The sequence below is a fragment of the Polynucleobacter paludilacus genome (genome assembly GCF_018687595.1).
In the GTDB taxonomy this organism is placed as follows: Bacteria; Pseudomonadota; Gammaproteobacteria; order Burkholderiales; family Burkholderiaceae; genus Polynucleobacter; species Polynucleobacter paludilacus.
Genome location: NZ_CP061298.1, coordinates 636,252 through 657,760, shown reverse-complemented (window position 1 = coordinate 657,760; position 21,509 = coordinate 636,252). Strand labels below are relative to the sequence as shown.

The window sequence follows — 21,509 nt, the reverse complement described above, 5'->3', positions numbered from 1 at the left end:
GTGCCTTTTTTACTATCTTTTCTCTTGCTTTTATTTCCTATCAAATACAGCAATCGATTCCACGTGAGATGTATGGGGGAACATATTGACGATGCCCGCACTTTTGAGTGTGTAGCCAGCTTGATTGCACAAAATATCGATGTCTCTTGCTAAGGTTTTGGGATTGCAGGAGACATAGACAATCCGCCGTGGCAAGAGCTTGATATCTTCGCCCTGCTGCTCATGAATACTCGCTAATGCTTGGCAGATCTCCATGGCGCCCTCTCGGGGTGGATCGATTAACCAGCGATCTGCTTTGCCCCAAGATTGGATTATCTCTGGCGTGACTTCAAATAAATTGCTTTGCATGAAGCTGACTTGATGCTCTAGGCCGTTGTGGATGGCATTCGCTTTAGCTCTTTCAGTCAAGCTCGCTAGTCCTTCAATACCCATCACACTCTTGGCTCTTCTAGCCAATGCGAGTGTGAAATTGCCAATGCCACAGAAGAGATCCAAAATCCGCTCATCCTGTTGTGGCTCCAGCAGTTTGATGGCTTTACTGACCAATGCACGATTCATTAAGTGATTGACTTGGGTGAAATCTGCTGGCTTAAATGGCATCTCGATCTCAAACTCCGGCAATCGGTAGCACAGCTTGCCCGTTTCGGGATAGAACGGGGCTACGGTGTCAATGCCTTTGGGTTGCAGCCAGATCCAAACTTTTTTTTCATCTGCGAAGATTTTCAAAACCTGTTCGTCCGCCTTGGTAAGTGGCTTAAGAATGCGGAAGACCAAGGCCACCATGTCGTCCTCCCCAACTGCTAACTCAATTTGTGGCACATCATCAACGATCGATAGTTCCATCACGAGCTTGCGCAGTGGGATGAGTAAATCAGAGACTCGCTTGGGCAGAATCTCGCACGCAGTCATGTCAGCAACATAGCCACTCTTGTTCTCATGAAAGCCTACCAGCACTGTGCCTTTTTTGATGGAGCGGTTCACGACACTGAATCGGGCGCGATGGCGATACTCCCAAGTCGGACCACCTAGAGGTCGCAGAATTTCTTCAGGCTGGGTTTTGGCAATGTGCTTCAGATCATCTTCAAGCACCCGTTGCTTTATGGCGATCTGTGCTTGAATGTCTAGGTGTTGCATCGTGCAACCGCCACAAACCCCAAAAGCTTTACATTGAGGCTGGGCTCTAAATACAGCTGGCTTGAGTATTTGGTCGACCTTGGCTTTGCTAAAGCGGGCCTTTTCTCGAGTGACGGTGTAGGTGACTCGCTCGGTAGGGAGTGCCCCTTGAATAAATAGCACTTTGCCACTCTGCCCTTCGGCTAGCTGCTCCTCAGTGGGAGCAAGGCGAGCAATGCCTTGAGCTTCGAGATCGAGCGACTCAACCCAAACTGGATCAGGCATCCCCAGCAAAACCTTGGAGATATTCTTGCCATTGCGAACCATGAGGCTCTTTGGACTGGGTTTCGAGATAGGCCTTCACAAACGCGATCTCCTCTTGATACTCAGCCAATGAGAAACCACCGCGCATCAGTTGAAAGCGGCAGTACATCAAATAGGTATTGACCACATCAGTTTCGCAATAGGCGCGGATCTCATCAATCTTACCATCTTGATAAGCAGGCCAGACTTGGCTGCCATCCATCCCCATCTTGCCAGGAAAGCCGCACAGCTTGGCTAGACCATCGAGCGGTGCATTGGCTCTACCATTAAATTTAGCCAAGAGATCCATCATGTCGAGATGGCGCATGTGATAACGACTGATGTAGTTATTCCACTTAAAGTCGCGGCTATCGTTTTCTTGGCTCTCACCCATCTCCCAATAACGAGACGCTTGAATATGATTTACTAAAGCACGATAGTGAAGTACTGGCAAATCAAAACCGCTACCATTCCAAGACACGAGTTGTGGGGTGTACTTTTCAATCAGATCAAAGAAGGCCTGCACCAATACCTTCTCATCATCTTGGGGTGTACCTAGGGTGCCAACCTTCATTTGTGGCAGACCCTCTTTAGTTGTGCGACGAATCACACAAGAAATGGCGATGATTTTCTGCAAGTACAAGGGTAGAAAATCACTACCCGTCTTTGCCAAGCGATCCGCCATGGCTTTTTGAGCCACTTCAGCATCCGATAGTGAGGCTGGTAAATCATCTAGGCGACGTAAGCCTGCTACATCCGGAATGGTTTCAATATCAAAGACGAGAACGGTTGCCATGAATCAGCAAGACTTATTGCAAATAAGGAGTGGGGTTTACTGGCTTGCCATTGACGCGCAGCTCAAAGTGCAGCTGCACTGCATTGGTATCGGTATCACCCATCTCGGCAATCTTTTGTCCTTTTTTAACAATATCCCCTTCTTTAACTAAGAGGGTTTTGTTGTAAGCATAGGCAGTTAAATAGGTGTTGTCGTGCTTCACAATCACGAGGTTGCCGTAACCACGCAAACTATTCCCAGCGTAGACTACTTTGCCATCGGCAGCGGCTGTCACTGGCTCACCGAGCTTACCAGCGATATTGATCCCTTTATTACTTTCGCTAAAGTCCTGTGTCACCTTGCCCTTGGCTGGCCAAGCTAAACGAATGCCAGGCTCAGCAACCATTTCGGTTTTACTGTCTTCAGCCTTAGTATCGGTTTTGCTGGCATCCGCTTTCGAGCTATCGACTGGGGCTTTCTTCTCCACTGGCTTAGCAGCCATTTTTGATCCTGTAGGCGCTTTTACCCGCACCAAATCACCCACCTCAATCAGATTGGGATTGAACTTGGGATTTTCTGCAATATTCCACTGCGCTACATCACGAGGCGCTTGGCCGTTATCCAATGCAATACGCGCTAGGGTGTCGCCTTTTTTCACGCGGTAATAGCCCGGAGGCGCAGGCTCACTCGCCCCACCAGAACGATCGACCACATTAGCAGGCTTAGTCCGAGGCACAGAACAACCAACCATCAAAACCATGGCAGATGAGAGCAATAGCGCTAGGACTGATTTGGACATGAAAGAAGGCCTTAATAGGAATATTTTCATACTACCCCTGATTGTAAGGGGACAAAAAAGACCTCGTCCAGCACAGTCCTTTGATAGCGGTGGGAACTCATTCTCTCCACCATCACCAATTGCTGCTCTTTCTCATTCCTGGCTACGGGGGCAACTAAACGGCCTCCGATTGCGAGTTGATCCAGTAAGGCATCCGGGATACCCAAGCCGGCAGCAGCCAGAATAATTCCGTCAAATGGTGCCGCTTGGGGCAAGCCCAAAATGCCGTCACCATAGATGAGTCGCAAGTTTTTAATCCGAAAGGGACGCAGTTTTTCTCGGGCCATATCATGCAAAGGCCGAATGCGCTCAATGGAATAGACCTCTTGTGCAAGCAGACTTAAGACCGCAGCTTGGTAGCCACAGCCGGTACCAATCTCAAGCACTTTACCTAGCGGGTGTTTAGGCTTATGCAGAATCTCAATCATGCGGGCGACGACCGATGGCTTTGAAATCGTTTGCTGATGGCCAATCGGTAATGCAGAGTCTTCATAGGCCTGGGGATGCAAGCCGGCATCCATAAAAGCATGGCGTGGCACAGTGGCAATGGCTTCAAGGGTTTTGCCGTGCTTGACACCTGCTGCGTGTACCTTAGCCGCTAGGGCTTGGCGATGCCCGGCAAAACGTTCAGCCGCTGATTTCAACCGCGATCCCAGCCATTGGATCGCATTGCTGCCAAACGGGCATGATGGGTTAAGTCGAGCTGCATTGGAGTGATCGAAATACAGCCCTCGTCAATCGCATGAAAGTCTGTCCCACTCGAGCTGTCTTTGGCATCACCAGCTGCGCCAATCCAATAGATCGGTTCACCACGGGGGTTTTGTTGCACCACCACCGGTTGAGAATGGTGACGATTACCCAAACGGGTCACGCGCCAGCGATTGAGATCAGCATAGGAACGATTGGGAATGTTGACGTTAAGTAAAGTGGCATTGCCCTCTTCTTTGCTCAAGGGATTGGCAATCATTTGCGCCACGATATCATGCGCCGCTTTGGCAGCATCATCAATCCGAGCCCAGCCACGATCAATTTGCGAGAAGGCAATGCCAGGCACACCAAACATCACACCTTCCACTGCAGCGGCAACCGTTCCAGAATATAAAACGTCTTCACCCATGTTCTCGCCCTGATTAATTCCGGAAACAACGAGGTCAGGCTTTTCATCTAAGAAACCGGTCATCGCAATATGCACGCAATCGGTTGGAGTGCCGTTGATGAAGATAAAGCCATCACGCTCACCACCGGCTACCCGATGAATCGAGAGTGGTCTAGACAGGGTTAAGGAGTTGGAGGCACCGCTATGATTTTGCTCAGGAGCAATCACGGTAACTTTGCCCAAAGGGCGAATAGCGTTGACGAGGGCTAATAGGCCTGGGGCCAAATAGCCATCATCGTTGGAGATCAAGATATGCATCGGTCAATTATGCCAAGTATTTAGCTGGGCTCTAGGGGAAGAGCCCAGCCAAGCTTAGGCAAGGCGGCGCTTATCGAGCTCGCGGGAACGGATCCAGGCATACAGAACCGGCAGAACCAGCAAAGTCAGCAAGGTGGTAGTCACCATACCACCCACAATCACCAAGGCCAGTGGGCGCTGCGCCTCTGAACCAATCGCATGAGAAATCGCTGCAGGCAAGAGACCCAAGCCAGCAAGTAAGGCCGTCATGACGACGGGGCGCATCCGCAAAGAGGCACCCTCCACGATCGTATCTTTGATGTCATGGCTGTCTGAACGCGACAGCTTATTAATGTAAGAAATCAAGATCACACCATCCTGAATCGCAATCCCGAAGAGTGATAAGAAGCCAATGCCCGCTGAAATACTGAAAGTCTCACCCGTAATCAAGAGAATCAAAATACCGCCAATCGCTGCAAATGGCACGTTCAAGAGCACAACGAGTGCATCACGGAAATTACCGAAGGCGCTATAGAGCAATAAGGCAATCGCAAGCAGTGTTAATGGAACAATCATCATTAACTTTTTCTGAGCAATCTTCATCTGATTAAATTGGCCATCCCAAGTAATTCTATAGCCATTCGGTACGCTGACATTTTCATCAACAAGACGTTGGGCTTCTTTTACAGCACTACCCAAGTCGCGACCGCGCACACTGAACTTAATCGCAATATAACGACGGCCAGATTCACGATAGATATAGAAGGGGCCATCTGAGACAGCAACATTAGCCACCATCGTTAAAGGAACCCGACTACCATCAGCAGTATCAATTAATAGAGAACGAATTGAGTCAACAGTATTGCGACTATCGACATTGAGACGAACCGCCAAACCAAAGGTTTTCTCGTTTTCCAGAACATTGGTGATGGGTGTACCACCGATGGAATAGGCAACGAGATTTTGAATATCACTGACATTAATACCAAAGCGAGCGCATTTAGCACGATCGATCTCAACGTTCAGTGTGGGTTGACCCAGTTCTGAGAAGATGCCTTCATCAACAATGCCGTTCACCCTGCGCAATTGCTTAATCACATCGCGAGCTTGTTGATCCAAGACTTCGAGATCATTACCGAAAATCTTGACGGAGTTCTCCCCCTTCACGCCTGAGAGAGCCTCGTTGACGTTATCTTGAATGTATTGCGAGAAGGTGTAGTCCACGCCAGGTAAACCATTGAGATATTTTTCCAATCTCTTGACCAACTGTTTCTTACCGGCGCCTGCTGGCATATCTTGAGGAGCCTTAAAGTAAACGCCGAATTCTTGGTTAAACACACCCGTTGGATCTGTACCGTCGTCTGGACGACCAATCTGCACTGAAACATACTTCACTTCAGGCTGATTCTTAAACTCTTCACGAATTTGATTGGCTAGCTCAACTGAGTATTTCAGATCAACCGTGTTGGGTAAGGTGACACGTACCCAGAGATTATTCTCTTCCAAAGTAGGTAAAAACTCGGTACCTAATTGGGTAGCGCTGATGATCGTAAACAGGAGCAAGCCGACTGCAGCCATTAAAACCTGCTTAGGGCGATCTACTAGATGGCGCAGCAAGGGTTTATAAACGCCCAACATCTTTTCCACAAACTGAGGTGGATGATGCTCTTCGCCTTCCTTAAAGATGTAAGAGATCATCGCTGGCACGAAGGTCAAGCTCAAGATGATCGAGGCCAAGAGTGCGAAGCCCATCGTGAATGCCATTGGACGGAAGATGATGCCTTCTACTCCACCCATGAGGAACAATGGTGAATACGCGGTAATAATGATGCCGGTAGAGAAGACCATCGCGCGCTGCACTTCGCTGGTACCCAGCACAATACTTTGATTGAGCTTGGTGTGGCGCTCCTCCAAGTGACGCATGACGTTTTCCATCACGATCACTGCCGCATCCACAATCACGCCGAAGTCAATCGCGCCTAATGAAATTAAGTTGGCAGGCACATGGAATTGATCCATATTGAAGAAAGAAACGCATAACGCTAGCGGAATCACTGCAGCAACTACTCCAGCTGCCTTGAAGTTACCTAAGAAGATATACAGAATGATCAAAACCAATGAGATACCAAAGAACAAGGTGTGTTTTACCGTGTTCAAAGTAATGTCTAACAGAACTTGGCGATCATAGAATGGGAAAATATCGATACCAGGTGGCAATAAGGAGGTATTGAGCTCCTGAATTTTTTCCTTCACCCGCTTGAGGACTTCGGAGGCATTTTCACCGCGCTTGAGCAACACCACACCCTCTACGGCATCCGGATTATCTTGGTACTGGAACATGCCTTGGCGCAATGCGTTACCGACCACCACATCAGCCACATCACCAACCCGCACTGCTACTCCGTTATTCACCGCAATCACAATACGCTTCATATCATCAATCGATTGCAGCAAACCAACCCCACGCACCACGAGCTGCTGCTCACCTACTGGCAATAAGCCACCGCCAACGTTCACGTTGGAGTTAGTCACTGCAGTCACCAACTGTTGTAGCGTCACATTTTTCGCTAGCAATGCTCCGGGGGTAATGATAATTTGATACTGACGAGTCTTGCCACCAAACGAGGAAATATCAGGCACGCCCTGCACGTGCTTGAGCTCTTTGTAAATCTCGTAATCCTGAAAGGTCTTGAGTGCCATTGGTGAGGCATAGGTGCTCTCGACCACATAACGCATGATTTCACCAGTGGCATCAGAATCCGGACTAATCGCAATCGATGCTCCCGCCGGCAGAGTCAAATTATTGATGGCACTATTGACCAGTTGACGGGCTTTAAAGCTATCTTCGCCGTCTTTAAATTTGACAGTCACTACCGATAAGCCAAATAAAGAAACTGAGCGGAAGACTTGGACGCCAGCAATACCAGCAAGGCTGTTCTCAACCGGGATCGTAATTTGTTGCTCGATTTGCGCAGTACTGGCACCAGGCCATTGGGCAATCGATTGCACCGTTAACGGCGCAACGCCAGGGTAAGCCTGCAGCGGGAGCTTCAGAAAGCTCGAGATACCTGCCGCAAGCAAACCTACGGCAAGAAGCAGAATCAGTAAGCGTCGCTTGAGGACGTTATTGATGTTCATGACTCAGCCTTAATCTTCTTCTCGAGCAAAGCGTTGGTTAAGCAAAGTGGCGCCTTTGATCAAGAGCGTTTGGTGCGCTGTTAAGCCATCGGTCACTGCAAACTCATGATCATTTAATTCAAAGCCATATACCGGCAGACGACTATATGACTCAGGGCCAGTCTGGATGATCACATAGCGGGCATTACGAGCTTGAATCAAAGCAGAAGTCGGAATGACAACGGCAGACGTTGTGCCCACCTCCAAAGTGCCGGTTGCGAACATCTCAGGCTTGAGTAAGCCATCCGCATTTTCGATTTCGCAACGGATCACTAGGGCATGGGTTGTTGGGTCAATCGATGCGCCCACATAATTGGCTTTAGCAACAAAGTCCCGCTCAGGAAATGCTTCAACTTTCAGATGGAAAATATCGCCCACATGGATCTTGCTGATGTCCTGCTCATAAACATTACCAACAAACCATAGGTTTTTAGGATCAGCAATCGTTGCCAGAACATCGCCTGTATTAAGATAAGCACCAGGATCGACAGCACGCTTAATCACTACACCTTGAATAGGTGCCCGAATCGGGAATGTAGGACTAGCAAGGCCAGTTGTTCTTAGTCTTTGAATATCTTGATTGCTGCCTCCCAGAATCCGGAGATGATTAGCAGCGGCCTCTTGGGTATCTTTAGCATCCTGATACAAAGTGCCCACATCTGCTTTATTGAGTGCTGCCACCATCTTGGACGACAGAATGTATTCCGTTTGGGCAGATACGTAATCTGGGCTGTAGAAGTCCGCTACAGCATCGCCCTCTTTTACAACGGCACCATCAAAGGCGTAAATGCGCTCTACTCTTCCTGGAGCACGGGCTGAGATGACTTTAACCCGCTCGGCGTTATAGGCCAAACGTCCTGGTACAGACAGCATGATGGGGGCAGTCGACTCGCCGGTCTGATAAAACTCAAATACATCCGGTGAGAGCGTTACACCTGGCAATGAAAGATTAATGATGCCGGTCTTATCTACCGAAATGGTTTTATGAGTATTTTCTGTATCGTTTTTGCTAGGAGCAAAGATCATGCCGATGACGACGCCCAGAACCAAAGCACCAAGCAAAGAGCTGATTAATCTGAAACGGGGTTGCGCCCATTTTTGTTGAGCGATTACTTCGGCATGTTTATAAAAGTGTTTGCCTTTGGCTATTGCAACTTGAGCTTGAGGGCGAAGCTTTTCCCAATAAGGCTTGAGCTTATCGAGATAGGGTTGTAATTTCTCTAGGTATTTTTTCAACATGGGCGTTCACCTATTCGATGGGGTCTTTACCAGCTGAGGCCAATAAAGCTGCCTGAGCTTGCAGTAAATTGCTTTTTGCAAGGGCTAATTGAATTTCTAAGGTTCTTAACTGAGTTTGGGCTGTGAGCAAATCACTGAATCCTTGACCATTATTGGCGTACTGAGTAATGGCAACGCGATATGCAGCATCCGCTTGGGGCACTTGACGATCTCTCAAGAACTCCATGTATTTTTTAGCTTGCTCATAGGTAGCAAATGCAGAATCGACACCCAAGACCACTTGCTGTTTGGCGGCTACATCATTCGCTTCTGCAGCGCCTTGATTACGTAAGGCTTGCTCAACTCCATACTTCTCTTTAGTAAAGAAATAGAGTGGAATCACAATATCAAATTCCATCTGGTAATACATTTGACCATTATTGGAAGTAAACGGACCGCGATTCGGGGTGTACTGAGAAGCAACAACCTGAAAGTCGGGCAAGTAGGCTGCTTTAGCTAGGGTAACGCCCTTCTTTGCTGCCTCGAGCTGTAAATTGGTACTTTTCAATATGGGATGAAAGCCTTCTGCGTAAGACTCTAGCTCCAGCAGCGAAGGAATCTTGCCCATTGCTGCACCGGCATCACCTCGTAAAGCAATCTTTTGACGAGGATCACGCCCGATCATGACGTTGATACTCTTATAAGCTACGCTCAATTGACGCTCAAGATTGAACTTGTCAGACTCGGCAGAGCTCTGCGCTACTTGCGCATTGAGATACTCCACGTAAGCAGCGGCATGATTGCTATAACGCGCCTTAGCAATATTCTTAATCAATTCAGTCCGAATGACGGTATCACTTAAGACTTTGAGTTGTTGTTGAGCAGCTAAGGTGCTGTAATACATCGTGGCTAACTGTGAGCCGAGTTGTAAATACAAATTATCGTTTTGTGCCTGAATCGATTCAGCACCTTTGTCGGCAATCTCAGACGCTAAGCTCTTCTTGCCTGGAAACTGAAAGGGCTGTGCAAAGGAGTATCCGTTCTGTCCGTTCGGGTTGGTACCTGCGGTTCCTAATGCTAAAGGGGAACCGGCTGGCATGCCTGACCAGATCAAACCCACTTGCGGATTTGCTGGCGCAGCAATTTGAGGTACGGTCGCTTTGGCAGCAAAGTAGGATTCACGCGCAGCGATTAATTGCGGATTGTTGGCTCGCAACTCATTCCACAGTTGACGCAAATCCATTTCGTATGGCTTGCGATTGGCATCGAGCGATTTCGAATCAGCCAATACTCTGCGCTCAGGTTCTTGCGCTGGGGCAGCAAGATTTGTACCAGAGCGAACCTCTACAGATGCCTTGCCGACATTATTGGTCGATGGACTCGGCGTGGTGATAGCGAAGGGATCGGTTTGAGCAAAAGCAGTAAGTGAGATAAAGGTGAGAGCAAGGACAAAGCCAGCGCGCAGTGTTAGCGAACTTTGCAAGTTTTGTTTATTTAATAAATAGCTCAATGGTCTCTCTAGCTGCGTAATAGTGATCAAATCCAGCAATTAAGGCCTATAGTGCACGGATTATAAGGTAGAAATATGTATTTCCGATTAATAGTAAATTCTTAACTTATTGATTCTAAACACAATAATTAAAACTCTGCGTGGACCCGAAAGGAATAGATCTGCACTGGGCCTCGAGCCGAGTTGTAGGCAGGGTTATTCACGTGTTGGTAGTTCACCCCAAGCAGGACGTTCTTAACCAATAAGGCGTTGTAATACAGCTCGGCAATTTGCTCAGGCTTATAAGTAATGGTCTGGCTTGGGCTGGCGTAATCGCCAATGAAATAAGAGACCCCGCCTGCTTGCAGATATTGACGTCGGTAGCTTGATAAGCCGTTTTGCATCATTGAGATACCAATCGTATCTTTCTCTCGATTCCAATTGAGACCGTTGATACTGACCCCAACTGATAGAGAATTGTCAGCTTCTGTAAACGACATGGTTTCCGTATGGCCATCCGAGGTAAAGGCGCGCCCAAAGATACCAACGGTATTGCTTAAAGCCTGCTCACCATTTATACCGATACCGGTTTTGAATTGCTCATTGGTGCGGACATTGTTGATCGCTTGGGTACCTTGGGCGTTGTTTTGCAGGACGTAATTCGTTGCATCCTGAAAGCGGGCTAAGACCATTTTGTTGCGATAGGCCAGCACACTCACCTTGCCGGGCAAACCGCCAATATTGTGCTGACGCTCGACCTCCACCTGATCTCCATACGATTGGAAGATTTGCCAGTTCAAATCGCGTCCATTCGGATCTTTAGGCGCCAACATGCGTGCCGCACGAAATACCCAGTTCTCTCGATACCATTCACCCGCTAAGCCCCAGCTATAGCCTCGGGCATCCGCGGCATAGTCATAAGCTAGGTAAGTCAAATTACCCCAGTTCATGAATTGAACGCGGGGATCCTTGGCATAAGTGCTGTCATCAAAAATATCGAGAACAGAAAACTGTCCGCCCGTCAGCACTACGCGATTGCTACTGACAATTTGAGAGATTTGGTTAGCCTCATCTGCCAGCTCGACTTTGTCACCCTCTTGATTAATAGTGTGTCGCACAAAGGCGCGCGCTGAGTAAAACTTCGCTTGAGAGCCAGCCGCTTTATTGGCTTCACCGTTTGTGAAGCCAGCTAAACCAACCAATCCTGAAAATGGCACCCCTGAAAAGACCTCTGGGTTGAAATAGACATCGGTATCAGGCAAGATTCGAGCGCCAAAGAACAATGTGCCAGACCAGGTATAGCTCATCGACTTTTGGGCTGACATACTGTTCAGTCCGGAATAGGATGCCGTGAAATTGTTATAGCGCTGGTTGATATAGGTTGTTTGACCGTGAACATTCACCGGCATGCTGCCGATGGAATACTCGGTCGGAAACCAACTGATTGGCTGTTCGATACTCGATATTTGATCGGCGCCAGTCCCTGCTTTTTGGGCAAAAGCCGATATGCTCATCAAACTCAGCAGCAGATAAAGGAGGAATTTGCGGGTCATGGTCTGTTACTAAAGGTCATTACAGGTCAAAGACCTTTTCCTGCTCCGCAATGCAACAAGCAATTCATTCAATGGGGACGGGGCCAAAACCCCAAAAATAGCCCGTATTATCGCTAATCAGACAATCTAACGGTGATTTATGTCACTTTAGTGACGCAGTAGGCCGCCCCGCATTAACCTACAGTCCTGCGATCCATCATGGCACGGGCGAGCGTTCCAGCATCTACGTACTCGAGTTCACCGCCCACTGGTATACCTCTGGCAATGCGGGTGACCTTAATGCCTTTAGCCTTGAGAACCTCGCCGATGTAATGGGCAGTGGCCTCCCCTTCGCTCGTGAAATTGGTGGCCAGCACCACTTCTCTGACAGGCACTCCGGTATCCGGGTTTTCAATTCGGATCATCAAGCGATCAAAATGAATTTCATTAGGACCCATGCCATCCAAAGGTGAGATGCGGCCCATCAGCACAAAATAATTGCCTTTAAAGCTCAAGGTTTGCTCGACCATGATCTGATCGGCGGGTGTCTCCACAATGCAGAGCAAAGAGGGATCACGCCGTCCATCCGAGCAGGTAGAGCAGATCTGATCTTCAGAAAAGGTGTTGCAGCGGGCGCAGTGACCAACGGTCTCGACTGCTTCACCCAAAGATTGAGCCAGTACTGCTGCACCATTGCGATCATGCTGCAATAGATAGAAGGCCATGCGCTGCGCAGACTTGGGTCCTACTCCAGGCAAAACGCGCAGTGCCTCGATTAATCGATGCAATGCGTCTTGAGGAACTTCGGGGCGAGCCATCAGTGTTGATGAATGAGCAATTAAAACGGCAACTTAAAGCCTGGTGGCATTGGCATCCCTGCCGTTGCACCGGACATCAATTGACTACTGGCTGCTTCTACTTGTTTGAAGGCATCGGCATAGGCAGTCACGATGAGATCTTCAAGCATCTCGCGATCATCCATTGCGCCGGGTTCGATCTGCACCCGCTTAAGCTCATTCTTACCCGAGACCGTCACTTTGACTAAACCAGCAGCTTGACCTGTTACTTCTAAAGCAGCAAGTTGATCTTGCGCTTTTTTCATCTTCTCTTGCATCTGCTGGGCTTGTTTCATCAAGCCGGCAATTCCACCCTTCATCATCTTGTATTTCCTTAGTACGTATCAGTAGTAATTGATTTATAGCGGCTTCACAGAACCACCAACCACCTTCGCGCCAAACTCTTTTTCAAGCGCTTGGATAAACGGATCGGCTGCAATCATTTGTTCGGCAGTTTGTCTTTTCTCTTGATGTATCGCTGCATCAATTTTGGCAACGCTCTTGCCTTCGACTTCACCCTTCTCAATCGTGAGCTTGATGGGTTTACCAAAGTGCGCAGTCAACACTTCCGTTAAGCGGGCTACAGAAGCGTCGGATGCCAATGATGGTGTGGGAGTGACAATCGTGGCTTTAATCCCTGTTGCGGAATCGGCCCAGTCTTGCAACTCAGTCTGGAAAGCCAACTGCTGCACTAATCCTTTAATCGGTAAAGCGCGCATCAGGGTATGCCAATCAGGGCGCTCGCTAGATGCGGCTGGAGACTTTGGGCTAGCTGGGGCGGCAGCTCTGGGTTCAGAGCGATTACTTGGCATCGCTGTTCTGGCTGGTGGCGCTGCAGGCCGTGAAGGCGTGGTATTAGCTACATTGGCTTTAAGAGCTTGAGGCTCTGAGCCGGCAGGTCTAAATGCGAGCATGCGCAGCAAGGTCATGGCAAAGCCCGTTTGCTCATCTGGTGCGAGCGATAAGTCAGAACGGCTAGTGATGCTGATTTGATAAAAGAGCTGAATCTCTTCTTTGGTAAAGACTGTTGCTAGGCGTCGCACTTCTGCTGCTTCCGGCCAATCTTCTAGAACTGATTCTGGAACAATTTGCGCAGCAGCAATCTTCTGAATCAAACTCGATAGATCTTGTAAGGCTAATGAGAAAGACATGCTGCGCTCACCCATCTCATTACTGATATTGAGTAAAGTTGCGCCATCTTTACTGGCTAGTGCATCCAGAATACGAATGAGGTACGCATCGTCTAATGTGCCAAGCATGCCGCGGACAGATTCTTCAGTGACTTTGCCAGCGGCATACGCAATCGCTTGATCGGTCAGCGATAAAGCATCGCGCATTGAGCCTTGGCCTGCTTTAGCGATCACGCGCAGTGCATTGGTTTCGTAATCGACTTTTTCTGCAGCAAGCACTTTTTCCAAATGCTCAACGATGAGAGGTACTGGCATTTGCTTGAGATTGAACTGCAAGCAGCGCGACAGAATGGTGACGGGGATCTTTTGGGGATCGGTTGTGGCCAGAATGAACTTGACGTGCTCAGGAGGTTCTTCCAGAGTCTTGAGCATGGCATTAAAGGCATGATTGGTGAGCATGTGCACCTCGTCAATCATGTAGACCTTGTATCTCGCATTGCTGGGTGCGTAGGCGGCTTTCTCTAATAGAGCAGCCATCTCATCCACACCACGATTACTGGCGGCGTCCATCTCAATATAGTCAACAAAGCGACCTTGATCGATTGCGGTACAGGCAGAGCATTTGCCGCATGGTGTTGAGGTCATTTTTCCTTGACCATCTTCGCCGATGCAATTGAGGGCTTTGGCCATAATGCGGGCAATCGTGGTTTTACCCACGCCGCGGGTACCGGTAAAGAGCCAAGCGTGATGTAGGCGCCCCTGATCCAAAGCATGGGTCAAAGCCTTGACCACATGGTCTTGTCCTACCAATTGGGAAAAAGTTTTAGGGCGCCACGAACGGGCTAGTGCCAATGCAGTCATGCTTTACATTCTAACAAGCTAAAATGGAATTGGATGGGCCTCCCCGCATGGTGGGTTGGATAACCTGGTCAGGTCGGGAACGAAGCAGCCAAACCCAATTTCTGTCAGTGCCGGGGGTTTGGCTCATCCACCCTTCTTTTCAAGAACTTATGGCCGATGGGTTAGCAGCCAGTCTTTAAGTGCTAAATCAATTTTTGTCTGCCATCCTGCACCAGCAGCTTTAAATTGTTCAATGACTTCAGCAGACAATCGAATGGTTGTCAGTGTTTTGGGTGACTTACTCACACTACCAACCGGTCTTCCACGCAATCTTTTAGCAAAGGCTTTGCGACCCTCTTTTTCTGAAACGACCCTTCCCTCAACACTCCACACACCACGCTGTAAATCTGCAGCACTAATTTCTGGAGCATCATCAGAATCAATCCACTCCTTTTGCGTATTCTTTAATTTCACGTTCATTTGCATACCTCATTGAAATGATTCTTCTCTTTCGACCTCTCGGAGTCCAAACCACTACCGTTAATCGATCATCCAAAAATCCAATAGCAATAAATCTTCTCTCGCCATAACTCTTTCGCAGATCTTCAATAGTATGAGTGGTGTGACTTAAGACTTCCCATGCTCGAGCAAAGTCCAAGCCACGCAACTCCAATGTTTGAGCCCTCTTTATAGGGTCAAACTCAATTAATCTATTTAATTGTAGTAACAAATTATTCAGCAATCAAGTATTTATTTGTAGTAACAAACAATTAAATGATGTGCAGAATGGCTAAGATTTGCCAGACCATCCAGATGAGAACTAAGACCAGGACGGTTCGACCGTCGAGAACAACCCTAAAGTACCGCGCTTGCTTGTGAGTACATTCCAATGCAACTTGCATGAACCCTCCTCTATTAAGAAGGGTTCAGCGTATTAGCTTGGATTAGGTATTGGTAGAGTGAATGGATGAAAAGAATGTAGGAAAGTTCTCTCCCCTCCACTCTTCTCTGTTACTTAAGGTGTTCTTGCAGGCCTCATTCTTTATTTCTGGTTTTTTAACCCAAGAGCAAAACACTCGTTCCGGCGTTTCCTAAAAAGTGAGACTGGTGTTTTTTGATGCTGCTTCTGGCCTTGAGTAATTCTTCAAAGGCTTCATTACCTACTTTGAGGTCTTCGCCAAAGTAATAGCTACCTACCTTAGGTAGGTAGTAATTTCCTTCCAGATGGCGTCGCATGGTTTGCTTAATGCCACCGCCTGATCCACTAGATCCATATCCGTGAATCACGACCATGGATTTAAAGCCTGCGTCATATGCTGCATCGAGATAGCTCTCGAACTTATCAATGGCCTCTTCTATGGTTGGATAACCAAGCTCCATATTGAAAATCAGGGTTTCGGTTATTGCCTCTGGAGTTTGCGCGCTGTCGCATAGACGACAGTTACCAATTAATTGGCGTTGCCCCCCGCAATCAAGACACAAGCACAGATAGGTTTTTTCTTTGGGCATTACTTTTTTCTTAAGCTCTTCCCTTCATCATACAAAGGATTTAAGAAGTAGACCTACATCAAGTATTGACTTGCACTCTATTAATTGAGGAAATCAGGAATCCGTGATTTCCTGATTTCCCTTCCTGCTGACTCTTACTGGTAGTGACGATTCATTGCGACTTGTTTCTTTTCATAGGCATCGTGCTTTGTGTTCTTTGCTACAGCAAAGTAGGACAGGATCATCACAATGACTAGTGATAGGCCGTTAATGTTATTGAGTAGTTCCATTTGATACTCCTTTTTATGTCGTTGATTTATCGTGCTACAGGTAATTCATCCCACTGGGTGGTGTAGTTAGGTGATTTATTGCCAGACTTCATTTGCCACTGTTGTTTCGTGCCGGTGGTTGCGCTGCGAATCACACCGCTCCCAAATCGGCTGTTAATTGCGTCCATCGCTTTCATGAGATCAGCAGACTTGCCTCTGGTTTCCATATCTTCAAATAGAGATTGTTGGGTAGTGGGTTTGTCTGAGAGCAGATTGAGTACGATGCCTGCTTTCTTATACCGAAATCCTTTTTGATAGATTTGCTTGAGTCCATCGATTGCGGCTTCGGTGAGCTTGAGCGTGTTATCGCTAGGGTTCTCTAGAGCGATGGTGATGCTCTGTGCGTATTGGGGCTCGTTCTGCTTGTGTGGGTTGGTTCTAATGAAGACACTGATCGCGCCTGTGACCGATTGTTGGCTGCGGAGTTTCTCGGCTGCTCTGGCGGTATGGGTAGCAACGGATTCAGCAAGCTCTTCTAAGCTGGTGACTAACTTACCAAAGCTACGTGAGGCAATGATTTGTTGTTTGGCAGGTGCGACTTCTTCAAGCTTAAGGCAAGATACACCGCGCAGCTCATAGCACAGTCTTTCCATCACTACGCCAAACTGTTGGCGCATGGTTTGCGGCGAGACTTGCAAGAGATCAAAGACGGTATTGATCTTCATGACCTGGAGTTTTTTAGCCAGCTGTCTGCCAATGCCCCACACTTCTGCTGCAGGGGTCTCACTCATCCATTGATAGAGGCTTTCTTTGGGCATGCTGTCGACATCACATACACCGGCAAACTGGGATTGCTTCTTGGCCAAGTGATTCGCAAACTTGGCCAAGGTCTTGCTAGCACCAATCCCAACACAGACTGGTAAGCCGGTGGTGTCTTTCACATCTTGTTTAATCGTTTGACCTAGGTGTGTTGCATCTGGATAACTCTGCAGTACGGATTCAATTCTCAGAAAGCTCTCATCAATGCTGTAGACCTCAAAATTAGGCGTATAGCGTTTGAGTGTTTGTACTACCCGCTCGCTCATATCGCCATAGAGGGTGTAGTTTGAGGAGAAGGCTTGGATGCCGTGCTCCTTTGCAAGATCTTTCATCTTGAACCAAGGGGTTCCCATCTTGACGCCAAGCGCTTTGACTTCGGCACTTCTCGCTACAGCGCAACCATCATTGTTCGAGAGCACCACCATGGGTACATCTTCTAACTTGGGCTGAAAGACCCTCTCGCATGAAACATAGAAGTTATTCACGTCGACAAGAGCAAAGAGTTGTTTGCTGCTCATAGCTTGCCTCTGCTACTAGCGTGGCTGTACTTGCGTACTACGCCTACCACTACACCCCAGATCTGTAACTCACTGCCTTCGTTGAAGGTAATCGCTTCGTATTGGGGGTTTTCTGGTTGGAGCTCAATTCGACCTCTGAGTTGGTAGAGGCGTTTGATGGTGTACTCCCCATCGACTACAGCGACCACGATGTCTTTATGTTTCGGTTTGAGGGCCTTATCGACGACGACCTTATCGCCGTCACAAATGCCAGCCCCCATCATCGAATCCCCCTTCACGGTGAACATGAAGGTGGCTGGTTTGTTTTGGACCAGATAGCGGTTCAAATCCAGGCCATCTTCAGCGTAATCGGCCGCTGGACTAGGGAATCCTGCTGAAATCCGATGGCTCAGGAGCTTGAGCTCATAGTCGTCAAAATGGACTGCTAAGCCCTGTGGGGCTTGGCTTAGAGTGCTTTTTGTGGTGGGTGACTGAAGTTCCATAAGTGCCAATATACTGTATGTTTATACAGTATGCAAATACAGTGGTTTTTAAGCACCCAAATTGGCTTAATCTGCTTATTTTGAGCTACAATGTAGCTCATTAAGGAGGGGTTTATGACCGCAAACGCAGTAGTTCGCGCCAGAATTAACGGCGATATCAAAGAGGAAGCTAGCGCCATATTGGCTGCCATGGGTCTAACGCCGTCTGATGCCTTTCGAATTCTGATGACCCGCATAGCCAGAGAAAAGACTCTGCCCTTTGAACCATTAAGTCCCAACGCAGAAACGATTGCTGCGATGAAAGAAGCTAGAAAAGGAAATCTCAAATCCTTTACTTCTGTTAATGACTTAATGGCTGACCTGAATGCGGACGACTGAATACACCAAAAAATTTAGAAAAGATTACAAAAGAGAATTAAAAGGTAGGTACCGACTTACGCTAGCTAGAGATTTTCAAGAAACTTTAGATTACTTAATTAATGACTGGGATCTTCCCTATCGATACCACGACCACCCCTTAGCGGGGGACTGGGTGGACCATAGAGACTGTCATATCAAACCCGATTTAGTCCTCATCTACAGAAAACCGGATCAGCGCATCCTTCAATTGGTTCGACTAGGATCACATAGCGAATTAAGCTTATAGGCTTAAGGGTTTCTAGCCATAAACCCTAAGTTCTTTTGTCTTCTAGGATCCGCATAATGCAGATTGCCTTATACAAATAGAACAGTAGGAGACCAATGAAGACGTACAAGATTGCTTCCGTTCCAGGTGACGGAATTGGTAAAGAAGTTATTCCCGAATGCGAGAAGGTGCTCAACGCCCTGAGCAAGAAACATCCTGAAGTGGCTTTTGAGTTTGAGCACTTTGATTGGGGCGGTGATTACTACCGCAAGCATGGCGTGATGATGCCCGACAATGGTCTTGATCCATTGCGCTCTAAAGATGCCATCTTGTTTGGTTCTGCTGGTGATCCCGATATTCCAGATCACATTACCTTGTGGGGTCTACGCCTCAAGATCTGCCAAGGCTTTGATCAATATGCGAACGTACGCCCTACTCGGATCTTGCCGGGTATTCAGACACCGCTGCGTAATTGCAAGCCTGAGCAACTCGATTGGGTGATCGTGCGCGAGAACTCCGAAGGTGAATACGCTGGCTTAGGCGGCAGAGCTCATCAAGGCCACCCCATTGAAGTCGCTTCCGATATGAGTATTCTGACGCGGGTGGGTGTTGAGCGCATTCAGCGCTTTGCCTTTAAGTTAGCGCAATCGCGTCCTCGTAAACATCTCACCGTGATTACTAAATCGAATGCTCAGCGTCATGGCATGGTGATGTGGGATGAAATTGCTCGCCATGTTGCGAAAGACTTTCCAGATGTTACTTGGGATAAAGAATTGGTCGATGCTGCTACTGCACGCATGGTCAATCGTCCTGAGTCTTTAGATACCATCGTGGCAACCAATCTGCATGCCGACGTCTTAAGTGATTTAGCTGCAGCGCTTGCTGGTAGCTTGGGCATTGCACCCACAGCTAACTTAGATCCGGAGCGTCGTTACCCTTCGATGTTTGAACCCATTCATGGTTCGGCTTTTGACATCATGGGTAAAGGCTTAGCCAATCCAATTGGTACTTTCTGGTCGGCGGTGATGATGCTCGACTTCTTGGGTGAGAAAGTCTTAGCCGGCAAGCTCATGCAAGCGATTGAGAAAGTTACCGCTAATCCTAAACTCCATACTGGCGATCTCGGCGGTACTGCCAAGATGGCTGATGTGACTAATGCTGTCATTGAGGAGGTTTCCAAATGAGAATCATCTCTGGCTTACGCTTGATCTTCTTGAGCTTGGGTTTGTTGGCGGTTGGCCTGGTTCATGCCCAGCCCTTCCCTGGTAAAACCATTCAGTACATCATCCCTTTTCCGGCTGCAGGTGAGTCTGACTTGGTTGCACGTTATCAGGCTGAACTCTCTGCCAAGAAATACAACCAGCAGATGGTCGTGATTAATCGTGCTGGTGCGGGCGGTGCTTTAGCTTGGAGCCAGCTCAATAGCTATCCTGCTGATGGGCTTACGGTAGTGGGTGTGAATATTCCGCACATCATCTTGCAGCCGTTACAAGAAGGAATTCAGTTCAAGACGGAAGATATTAATTCGATCTATTTCTATCACTTCACTCCAGATGCTTTGATGGTCTCAGCCGATAGTCCCTACAAGACCTTTCAAGATTTGGTTGCTGCAGCCAAGAAAGATCCAGGTAAGGTCAGTCTGGCGGGCTCAGCCCTCTACTCAGCGAACCACATGGCAGTTGAGCGCTTGAATAAAGCCGTTGGCATTAAAACTGAATACATCGCTTTTAAAGGAACTGGTGATCTCATCACTTCTTTAATTGGCATGCACGTCGATGGCGCGATGGGTTATCTACCTTTAGCCATTCAGCAAAAAGGGAAAGTACGCACCTTAGCGATTGCTGCTGAGAAACGCCACCCTGCACTACCCGATGTGCCCACCTTTAAAGAATTAGGTATCAACTGGGTAGATGGTGCTTATCGTGGTGTCGGGGTTCCTAAATCGACTCCAAAGCTGATTCAGCAAAAGCTCTCTGACTACTTTGCTTTATTGAACTCAGATCCGGAGATCAAGAAGAAGCTAGAGGATGCCGGCTTTGTTTTAGTCGACATTCCTCTGAGCAAAATGCCCGCCTTCATGAAAGAGAAGACGGCGCAGGCAATGGATGATGCGAAAAACGCGGGAATGATTAAGTAAGGCAGCCACTACTGCCTTACTTATCTCCCCAAGTAATCGCTCTTACCAATATCGACTCCGTTGTGGCGCAGGATGTTGTATGCCGTGGTGATATGGAAGTAGAAATTAGGGATGATCCAGGTTAAGAGGTATTGATCGCCAACGAACTCAAAGTTCCACTCGAGAATGGAGAACTTGATCTCTTTACCTTCGCTGCCATCGATTTGCTCTGGCTTGATGGTGTCAATGAATGCAATAGTCTTGGCGATGCGCTCATAAAGCTCTGCAAAGCTTGCTTCTTTATCTTCAAACTTGGGCGGCTCGATTCCGGCTAAACGGGCAAAGCCATTCTTAGGCTGATCACAAGCAATTTGGATCTGCTTGGTGAGCGGAAACATATTGGGATAGAGTCTGGCCTCTAAGAAAACTTTAGGATCAATCTTGTGGGCAGTAGCATGCTCTTCTGCTTTTTTGAGAATCGCCGACAGATTAGTCAACATCTTCTTGAATTGAGGGACTGATGCTTGGTACATTGATAAAGCCATTTG

Annotated in this window: 23 protein-coding genes, 1 other RNA gene and 1 pseudogene; 5 read left to right on the top strand and 20 right to left on the bottom strand. The window is 47.9% G+C overall.

The features are described from left to right. Nucleotides 1-30: 30 nt before the first annotated feature. The 12 genes and pseudogenes from rlmD to dnaX all read right to left on the bottom strand — a co-directional run bounded on the left by rlmD (nucleotide 31) and on the right by dnaX (nucleotide 14,665). Nucleotides 31-1,440 carry a 23S rRNA (uracil(1939)-C(5))-methyltransferase RlmD gene (rlmD, locus tag AOC06_RS03545; protein WP_255880042.1) on the bottom strand — a complete coding sequence of 470 codons (1,410 nt, stop codon included), beginning with the start codon at nucleotides 1,438-1,440 and terminating at the stop codon, nucleotides 31-33. Further along, nucleotides 1,391-2,212 carry a 3'-5' exonuclease gene (locus AOC06_RS03540; protein WP_215381265.1) on the bottom strand — a complete coding sequence of 274 codons (822 nt, stop codon included), beginning with the start codon at nucleotides 2,210-2,212 and terminating at the stop codon, nucleotides 1,391-1,393. Before AOC06_RS03540 ends, rlmD begins: the two co-directional genes overlap by 50 nt. Before the next feature lie 13 nt (nucleotides 2,213-2,225). Then, on the bottom strand, nucleotides 2,226-2,990 hold the full coding sequence (locus tag AOC06_RS03535) for a peptidoglycan DD-metalloendopeptidase family protein (protein WP_255880034.1): 765 nt from the start codon (nucleotides 2,988-2,990) through the stop codon (nucleotides 2,226-2,228). 26 nt (nucleotides 2,991-3,016) lie between these two features. Then, nucleotides 3,017-3,640, bottom strand: a pseudogene (locus tag AOC06_RS03530) (protein-L-isoaspartate(D-aspartate) O-methyltransferase); the annotation flags it as partial. A 29-nt stretch (nucleotides 3,641-3,669) separates the two neighbouring features. Next, a complete protein-coding gene (gene surE, locus AOC06_RS03525; RefSeq protein WP_215381257.1) occupies nucleotides 3,670-4,443 on the bottom strand; it encodes a 5'/3'-nucleotidase SurE in 774 nt (257 codons plus the stop codon). A 54-nt stretch (nucleotides 4,444-4,497) separates the two neighbouring features. Further along, nucleotides 4,498-7,560, bottom strand: a complete 3,063-nt coding sequence (locus tag AOC06_RS03520) for an efflux RND transporter permease subunit (RefSeq protein ID WP_215381256.1) — start codon at nucleotides 7,558-7,560, stop codon at nucleotides 4,498-4,500. Nucleotides 7,561-7,569: 9 nt separating this feature from the next. Then, nucleotides 7,570-8,838: an efflux RND transporter periplasmic adaptor subunit gene (locus AOC06_RS03515; protein ID WP_215381255.1), complete on the bottom strand. Its 1,269-nt coding sequence runs from the start codon at nucleotides 8,836-8,838 to the stop codon at nucleotides 7,570-7,572. Nucleotides 8,839-8,848: 10 nt separating this feature from the next. Beyond that, a complete protein-coding gene (locus AOC06_RS03510; protein ID WP_255880033.1) occupies nucleotides 8,849-10,300 on the bottom strand; it encodes a TolC family protein in 1,452 nt (483 codons plus the stop codon). 155 nt (nucleotides 10,301-10,455) lie between these two features. Further along, a complete protein-coding gene (locus AOC06_RS03505) occupies nucleotides 10,456-11,859 on the bottom strand; it encodes a carbohydrate porin (protein WP_215381254.1) in 1,404 nt (467 codons plus the stop codon). 173 nt (nucleotides 11,860-12,032) lie between these two features. Then, nucleotides 12,033-12,656, bottom strand: coding sequence for a recombination mediator RecR (gene recR, locus AOC06_RS03500; protein ID WP_215381253.1), 624 nt, complete (start codon nucleotides 12,654-12,656; stop codon nucleotides 12,033-12,035). Between the two features lie 20 nt (nucleotides 12,657-12,676). Then, entirely contained in the window at nucleotides 12,677-12,997 is a 321-nt protein-coding gene (locus AOC06_RS03495) for a YbaB/EbfC family nucleoid-associated protein (protein WP_215352831.1), read from the bottom strand. Nucleotides 12,998-13,033: 36 nt separating this feature from the next. Further along, nucleotides 13,034-14,665 carry a DNA polymerase III subunit gamma/tau gene (gene dnaX, locus AOC06_RS03490; protein ID WP_215381252.1) on the bottom strand — a complete coding sequence of 544 codons (1,632 nt, stop codon included), beginning with the start codon at nucleotides 14,663-14,665 and terminating at the stop codon, nucleotides 13,034-13,036. Nucleotides 14,666-14,697: 32 nt separating this feature from the next. Here dnaX and ffs point away from each other — a divergent pair. Continuing rightward, an RNA gene (gene ffs / locus AOC06_RS03485) (signal recognition particle sRNA small type) lies at nucleotides 14,698-14,796 on the top strand. Nucleotides 14,797-14,812: 16 nt separating this feature from the next. Here ffs and AOC06_RS03480 read toward each other — a convergent pair. The 7 genes from AOC06_RS03480 to AOC06_RS03460 form a co-directional block, all read right to left on the bottom strand. Next, the gene (locus tag AOC06_RS03480; protein WP_215381251.1) at nucleotides 14,813-15,124 is read right to left on the bottom strand and encodes a BrnA antitoxin family protein; all 312 of its coding nucleotides are present in this window, start codon (nucleotides 15,122-15,124) and stop codon (nucleotides 14,813-14,815) included. Beyond that, nucleotides 15,084-15,302 carry a BrnT family toxin gene (locus AOC06_RS03475; RefSeq protein ID WP_264080457.1) on the bottom strand — a complete coding sequence of 73 codons (219 nt, stop codon included), beginning with the start codon at nucleotides 15,300-15,302 and terminating at the stop codon, nucleotides 15,084-15,086. The genes AOC06_RS03480 and AOC06_RS03475 overlap by 41 nt, the downstream gene beginning before the upstream one ends. A gap of 112 nt (nucleotides 15,303-15,414) precedes the next feature. Next, nucleotides 15,415-15,546: a hypothetical protein gene (locus AOC06_RS08810; RefSeq protein ID WP_255880032.1), complete on the bottom strand. Its 132-nt coding sequence runs from the start codon at nucleotides 15,544-15,546 to the stop codon at nucleotides 15,415-15,417. Between the two features lie 154 nt (nucleotides 15,547-15,700). Beyond that, nucleotides 15,701-16,153, bottom strand: a complete 453-nt coding sequence (locus AOC06_RS03470; RefSeq protein WP_112203748.1) for a Smr/MutS family protein — start codon at nucleotides 16,151-16,153, stop codon at nucleotides 15,701-15,703. Nucleotides 16,154-16,287: 134 nt separating this feature from the next. Beyond that, on the bottom strand, nucleotides 16,288-16,422 hold the full coding sequence (locus tag AOC06_RS08805; protein ID WP_255880031.1) for a hypothetical protein: 135 nt from the start codon (nucleotides 16,420-16,422) through the stop codon (nucleotides 16,288-16,290). Nucleotides 16,423-16,448: 26 nt separating this feature from the next. Continuing rightward, a complete protein-coding gene (locus tag AOC06_RS03465; RefSeq protein ID WP_215381250.1) occupies nucleotides 16,449-17,738 on the bottom strand; it encodes a Y-family DNA polymerase in 1,290 nt (429 codons plus the stop codon). Beyond that, nucleotides 17,735-18,220, bottom strand: coding sequence for a LexA family protein (locus AOC06_RS03460; protein ID WP_215337355.1), 486 nt, complete (start codon nucleotides 18,218-18,220; stop codon nucleotides 17,735-17,737). The genes AOC06_RS03465 and AOC06_RS03460 overlap by 4 nt, the downstream gene beginning before the upstream one ends. A gap of 114 nt (nucleotides 18,221-18,334) precedes the next feature. Between AOC06_RS03460 and AOC06_RS03455 the strand changes: the two genes are divergently transcribed. From AOC06_RS03455 to AOC06_RS03440, 4 genes are all read left to right on the top strand, one after another. Further along, nucleotides 18,335-18,598, top strand: a complete 264-nt coding sequence (locus tag AOC06_RS03455; protein ID WP_112313890.1) for a type II toxin-antitoxin system RelB/DinJ family antitoxin — start codon at nucleotides 18,335-18,337, stop codon at nucleotides 18,596-18,598. Next, nucleotides 18,585-18,866: a type II toxin-antitoxin system YafQ family toxin gene (locus tag AOC06_RS03450; protein ID WP_215292264.1), complete on the top strand. Its 282-nt coding sequence runs from the start codon at nucleotides 18,585-18,587 to the stop codon at nucleotides 18,864-18,866. The genes AOC06_RS03455 and AOC06_RS03450 overlap by 14 nt, the downstream gene beginning before the upstream one ends. A gap of 95 nt (nucleotides 18,867-18,961) precedes the next feature. Continuing rightward, the gene (locus AOC06_RS03445; protein WP_215344735.1) at nucleotides 18,962-20,029 is read left to right on the top strand and encodes a tartrate dehydrogenase; all 1,068 of its coding nucleotides are present in this window, start codon (nucleotides 18,962-18,964) and stop codon (nucleotides 20,027-20,029) included. Then, nucleotides 20,026-20,982, top strand: a complete 957-nt coding sequence (locus AOC06_RS03440) for a tripartite tricarboxylate transporter substrate binding protein (protein WP_215337359.1) — start codon at nucleotides 20,026-20,028, stop codon at nucleotides 20,980-20,982. The genes AOC06_RS03445 and AOC06_RS03440 overlap by 4 nt, the downstream gene beginning before the upstream one ends. A gap of 20 nt (nucleotides 20,983-21,002) precedes the next feature. Here AOC06_RS03440 and AOC06_RS03435 read toward each other — a convergent pair whose 3' ends face one another. Beyond that, nucleotides 21,003-21,506, bottom strand: a complete 504-nt coding sequence (locus AOC06_RS03435) for a DUF1993 domain-containing protein (protein WP_215343537.1) — start codon at nucleotides 21,504-21,506, stop codon at nucleotides 21,003-21,005. Nucleotides 21,507-21,509: the final 3 nt, after the last annotated feature.

Excerpts from the sequence above, each read along its gene's own strand:
- rlmD (WP_255880042.1), bottom strand. The coding sequence starts at position 1,440 with ATGGTTCGCAATGGCAAGAATATCTCCAAGGTTTTGCTGGGGATGCCT.
- AOC06_RS03540 (WP_215381265.1), bottom strand. The coding sequence starts at position 2,212 with ATGGCAACCGTTCTCGTCTTTGATATTGAAACCATTCCGGATGTAGCA.
- AOC06_RS03535 (WP_255880034.1), bottom strand. The coding sequence starts at position 2,990 with ATGTCCAAATCAGTCCTAGCGCTATTGCTCTCATCTGCCATGGTTTTG.
- surE (WP_215381257.1), bottom strand. The coding sequence starts at position 4,443 with ATGCATATCTTGATCTCCAACGATGATGGCTATTTGGCCCCAGGCCTA.
- AOC06_RS03520 (WP_215381256.1), bottom strand. The coding sequence starts at position 7,560 with ATGAACATCAATAACGTCCTCAAGCGACGCTTACTGATTCTGCTTCTT.
- AOC06_RS03515 (WP_215381255.1), bottom strand. The coding sequence starts at position 8,838 with ATGTTGAAAAAATACCTAGAGAAATTACAACCCTATCTCGATAAGCTC.
- AOC06_RS03505 (WP_215381254.1), bottom strand. The coding sequence starts at position 11,859 with ATGACCCGCAAATTCCTCCTTTATCTGCTGCTGAGTTTGATGAGCATA.
- recR (WP_215381253.1), bottom strand. The coding sequence starts at position 12,656 with ATGGCTCGCCCCGAAGTTCCTCAAGACGCATTGCATCGATTAATCGAG.
- AOC06_RS03495 (WP_215352831.1), bottom strand. The coding sequence starts at position 12,997 with ATGATGAAGGGTGGAATTGCCGGCTTGATGAAACAAGCCCAGCAGATG.
- dnaX (WP_215381252.1), bottom strand. The coding sequence starts at position 14,665 with ATGACTGCATTGGCACTAGCCCGTTCGTGGCGCCCTAAAACTTTTTCC.
- AOC06_RS03480 (WP_215381251.1), bottom strand. The coding sequence starts at position 15,124 with ATGAACGTGAAATTAAAGAATACGCAAAAGGAGTGGATTGATTCTGAT.
- AOC06_RS08810 (WP_255880032.1), bottom strand. The coding sequence starts at position 15,546 with ATGCAAGTTGCATTGGAATGTACTCACAAGCAAGCGCGGTACTTTAGG.
- AOC06_RS03470 (WP_112203748.1), bottom strand. The coding sequence starts at position 16,153 with ATGCCCAAAGAAAAAACCTATCTGTGCTTGTGTCTTGATTGCGGGGGG.
- AOC06_RS08805 (WP_255880031.1), bottom strand. The coding sequence starts at position 16,422 with ATGGAACTACTCAATAACATTAACGGCCTATCACTAGTCATTGTGATG.
- AOC06_RS03465 (WP_215381250.1), bottom strand. The coding sequence starts at position 17,738 with ATGAGCAGCAAACAACTCTTTGCTCTTGTCGACGTGAATAACTTCTAT.
- AOC06_RS03460 (WP_215337355.1), bottom strand. The coding sequence starts at position 18,220 with ATGGAACTTCAGTCACCCACCACAAAAAGCACTCTAAGCCAAGCCCCA.
- AOC06_RS03455 (WP_112313890.1), top strand. The coding sequence starts at position 18,335 with ATGACCGCAAACGCAGTAGTTCGCGCCAGAATTAACGGCGATATCAAA.
- AOC06_RS03450 (WP_215292264.1), top strand. The coding sequence starts at position 18,585 with ATGCGGACGACTGAATACACCAAAAAATTTAGAAAAGATTACAAAAGA.
- AOC06_RS03445 (WP_215344735.1), top strand. The coding sequence starts at position 18,962 with ATGAAGACGTACAAGATTGCTTCCGTTCCAGGTGACGGAATTGGTAAA.
- AOC06_RS03440 (WP_215337359.1), top strand. The coding sequence starts at position 20,026 with ATGAGAATCATCTCTGGCTTACGCTTGATCTTCTTGAGCTTGGGTTTG.
- AOC06_RS03435 (WP_215343537.1), bottom strand. The coding sequence starts at position 21,506 with ATGGCTTTATCAATGTACCAAGCATCAGTCCCTCAATTCAAGAAGATG.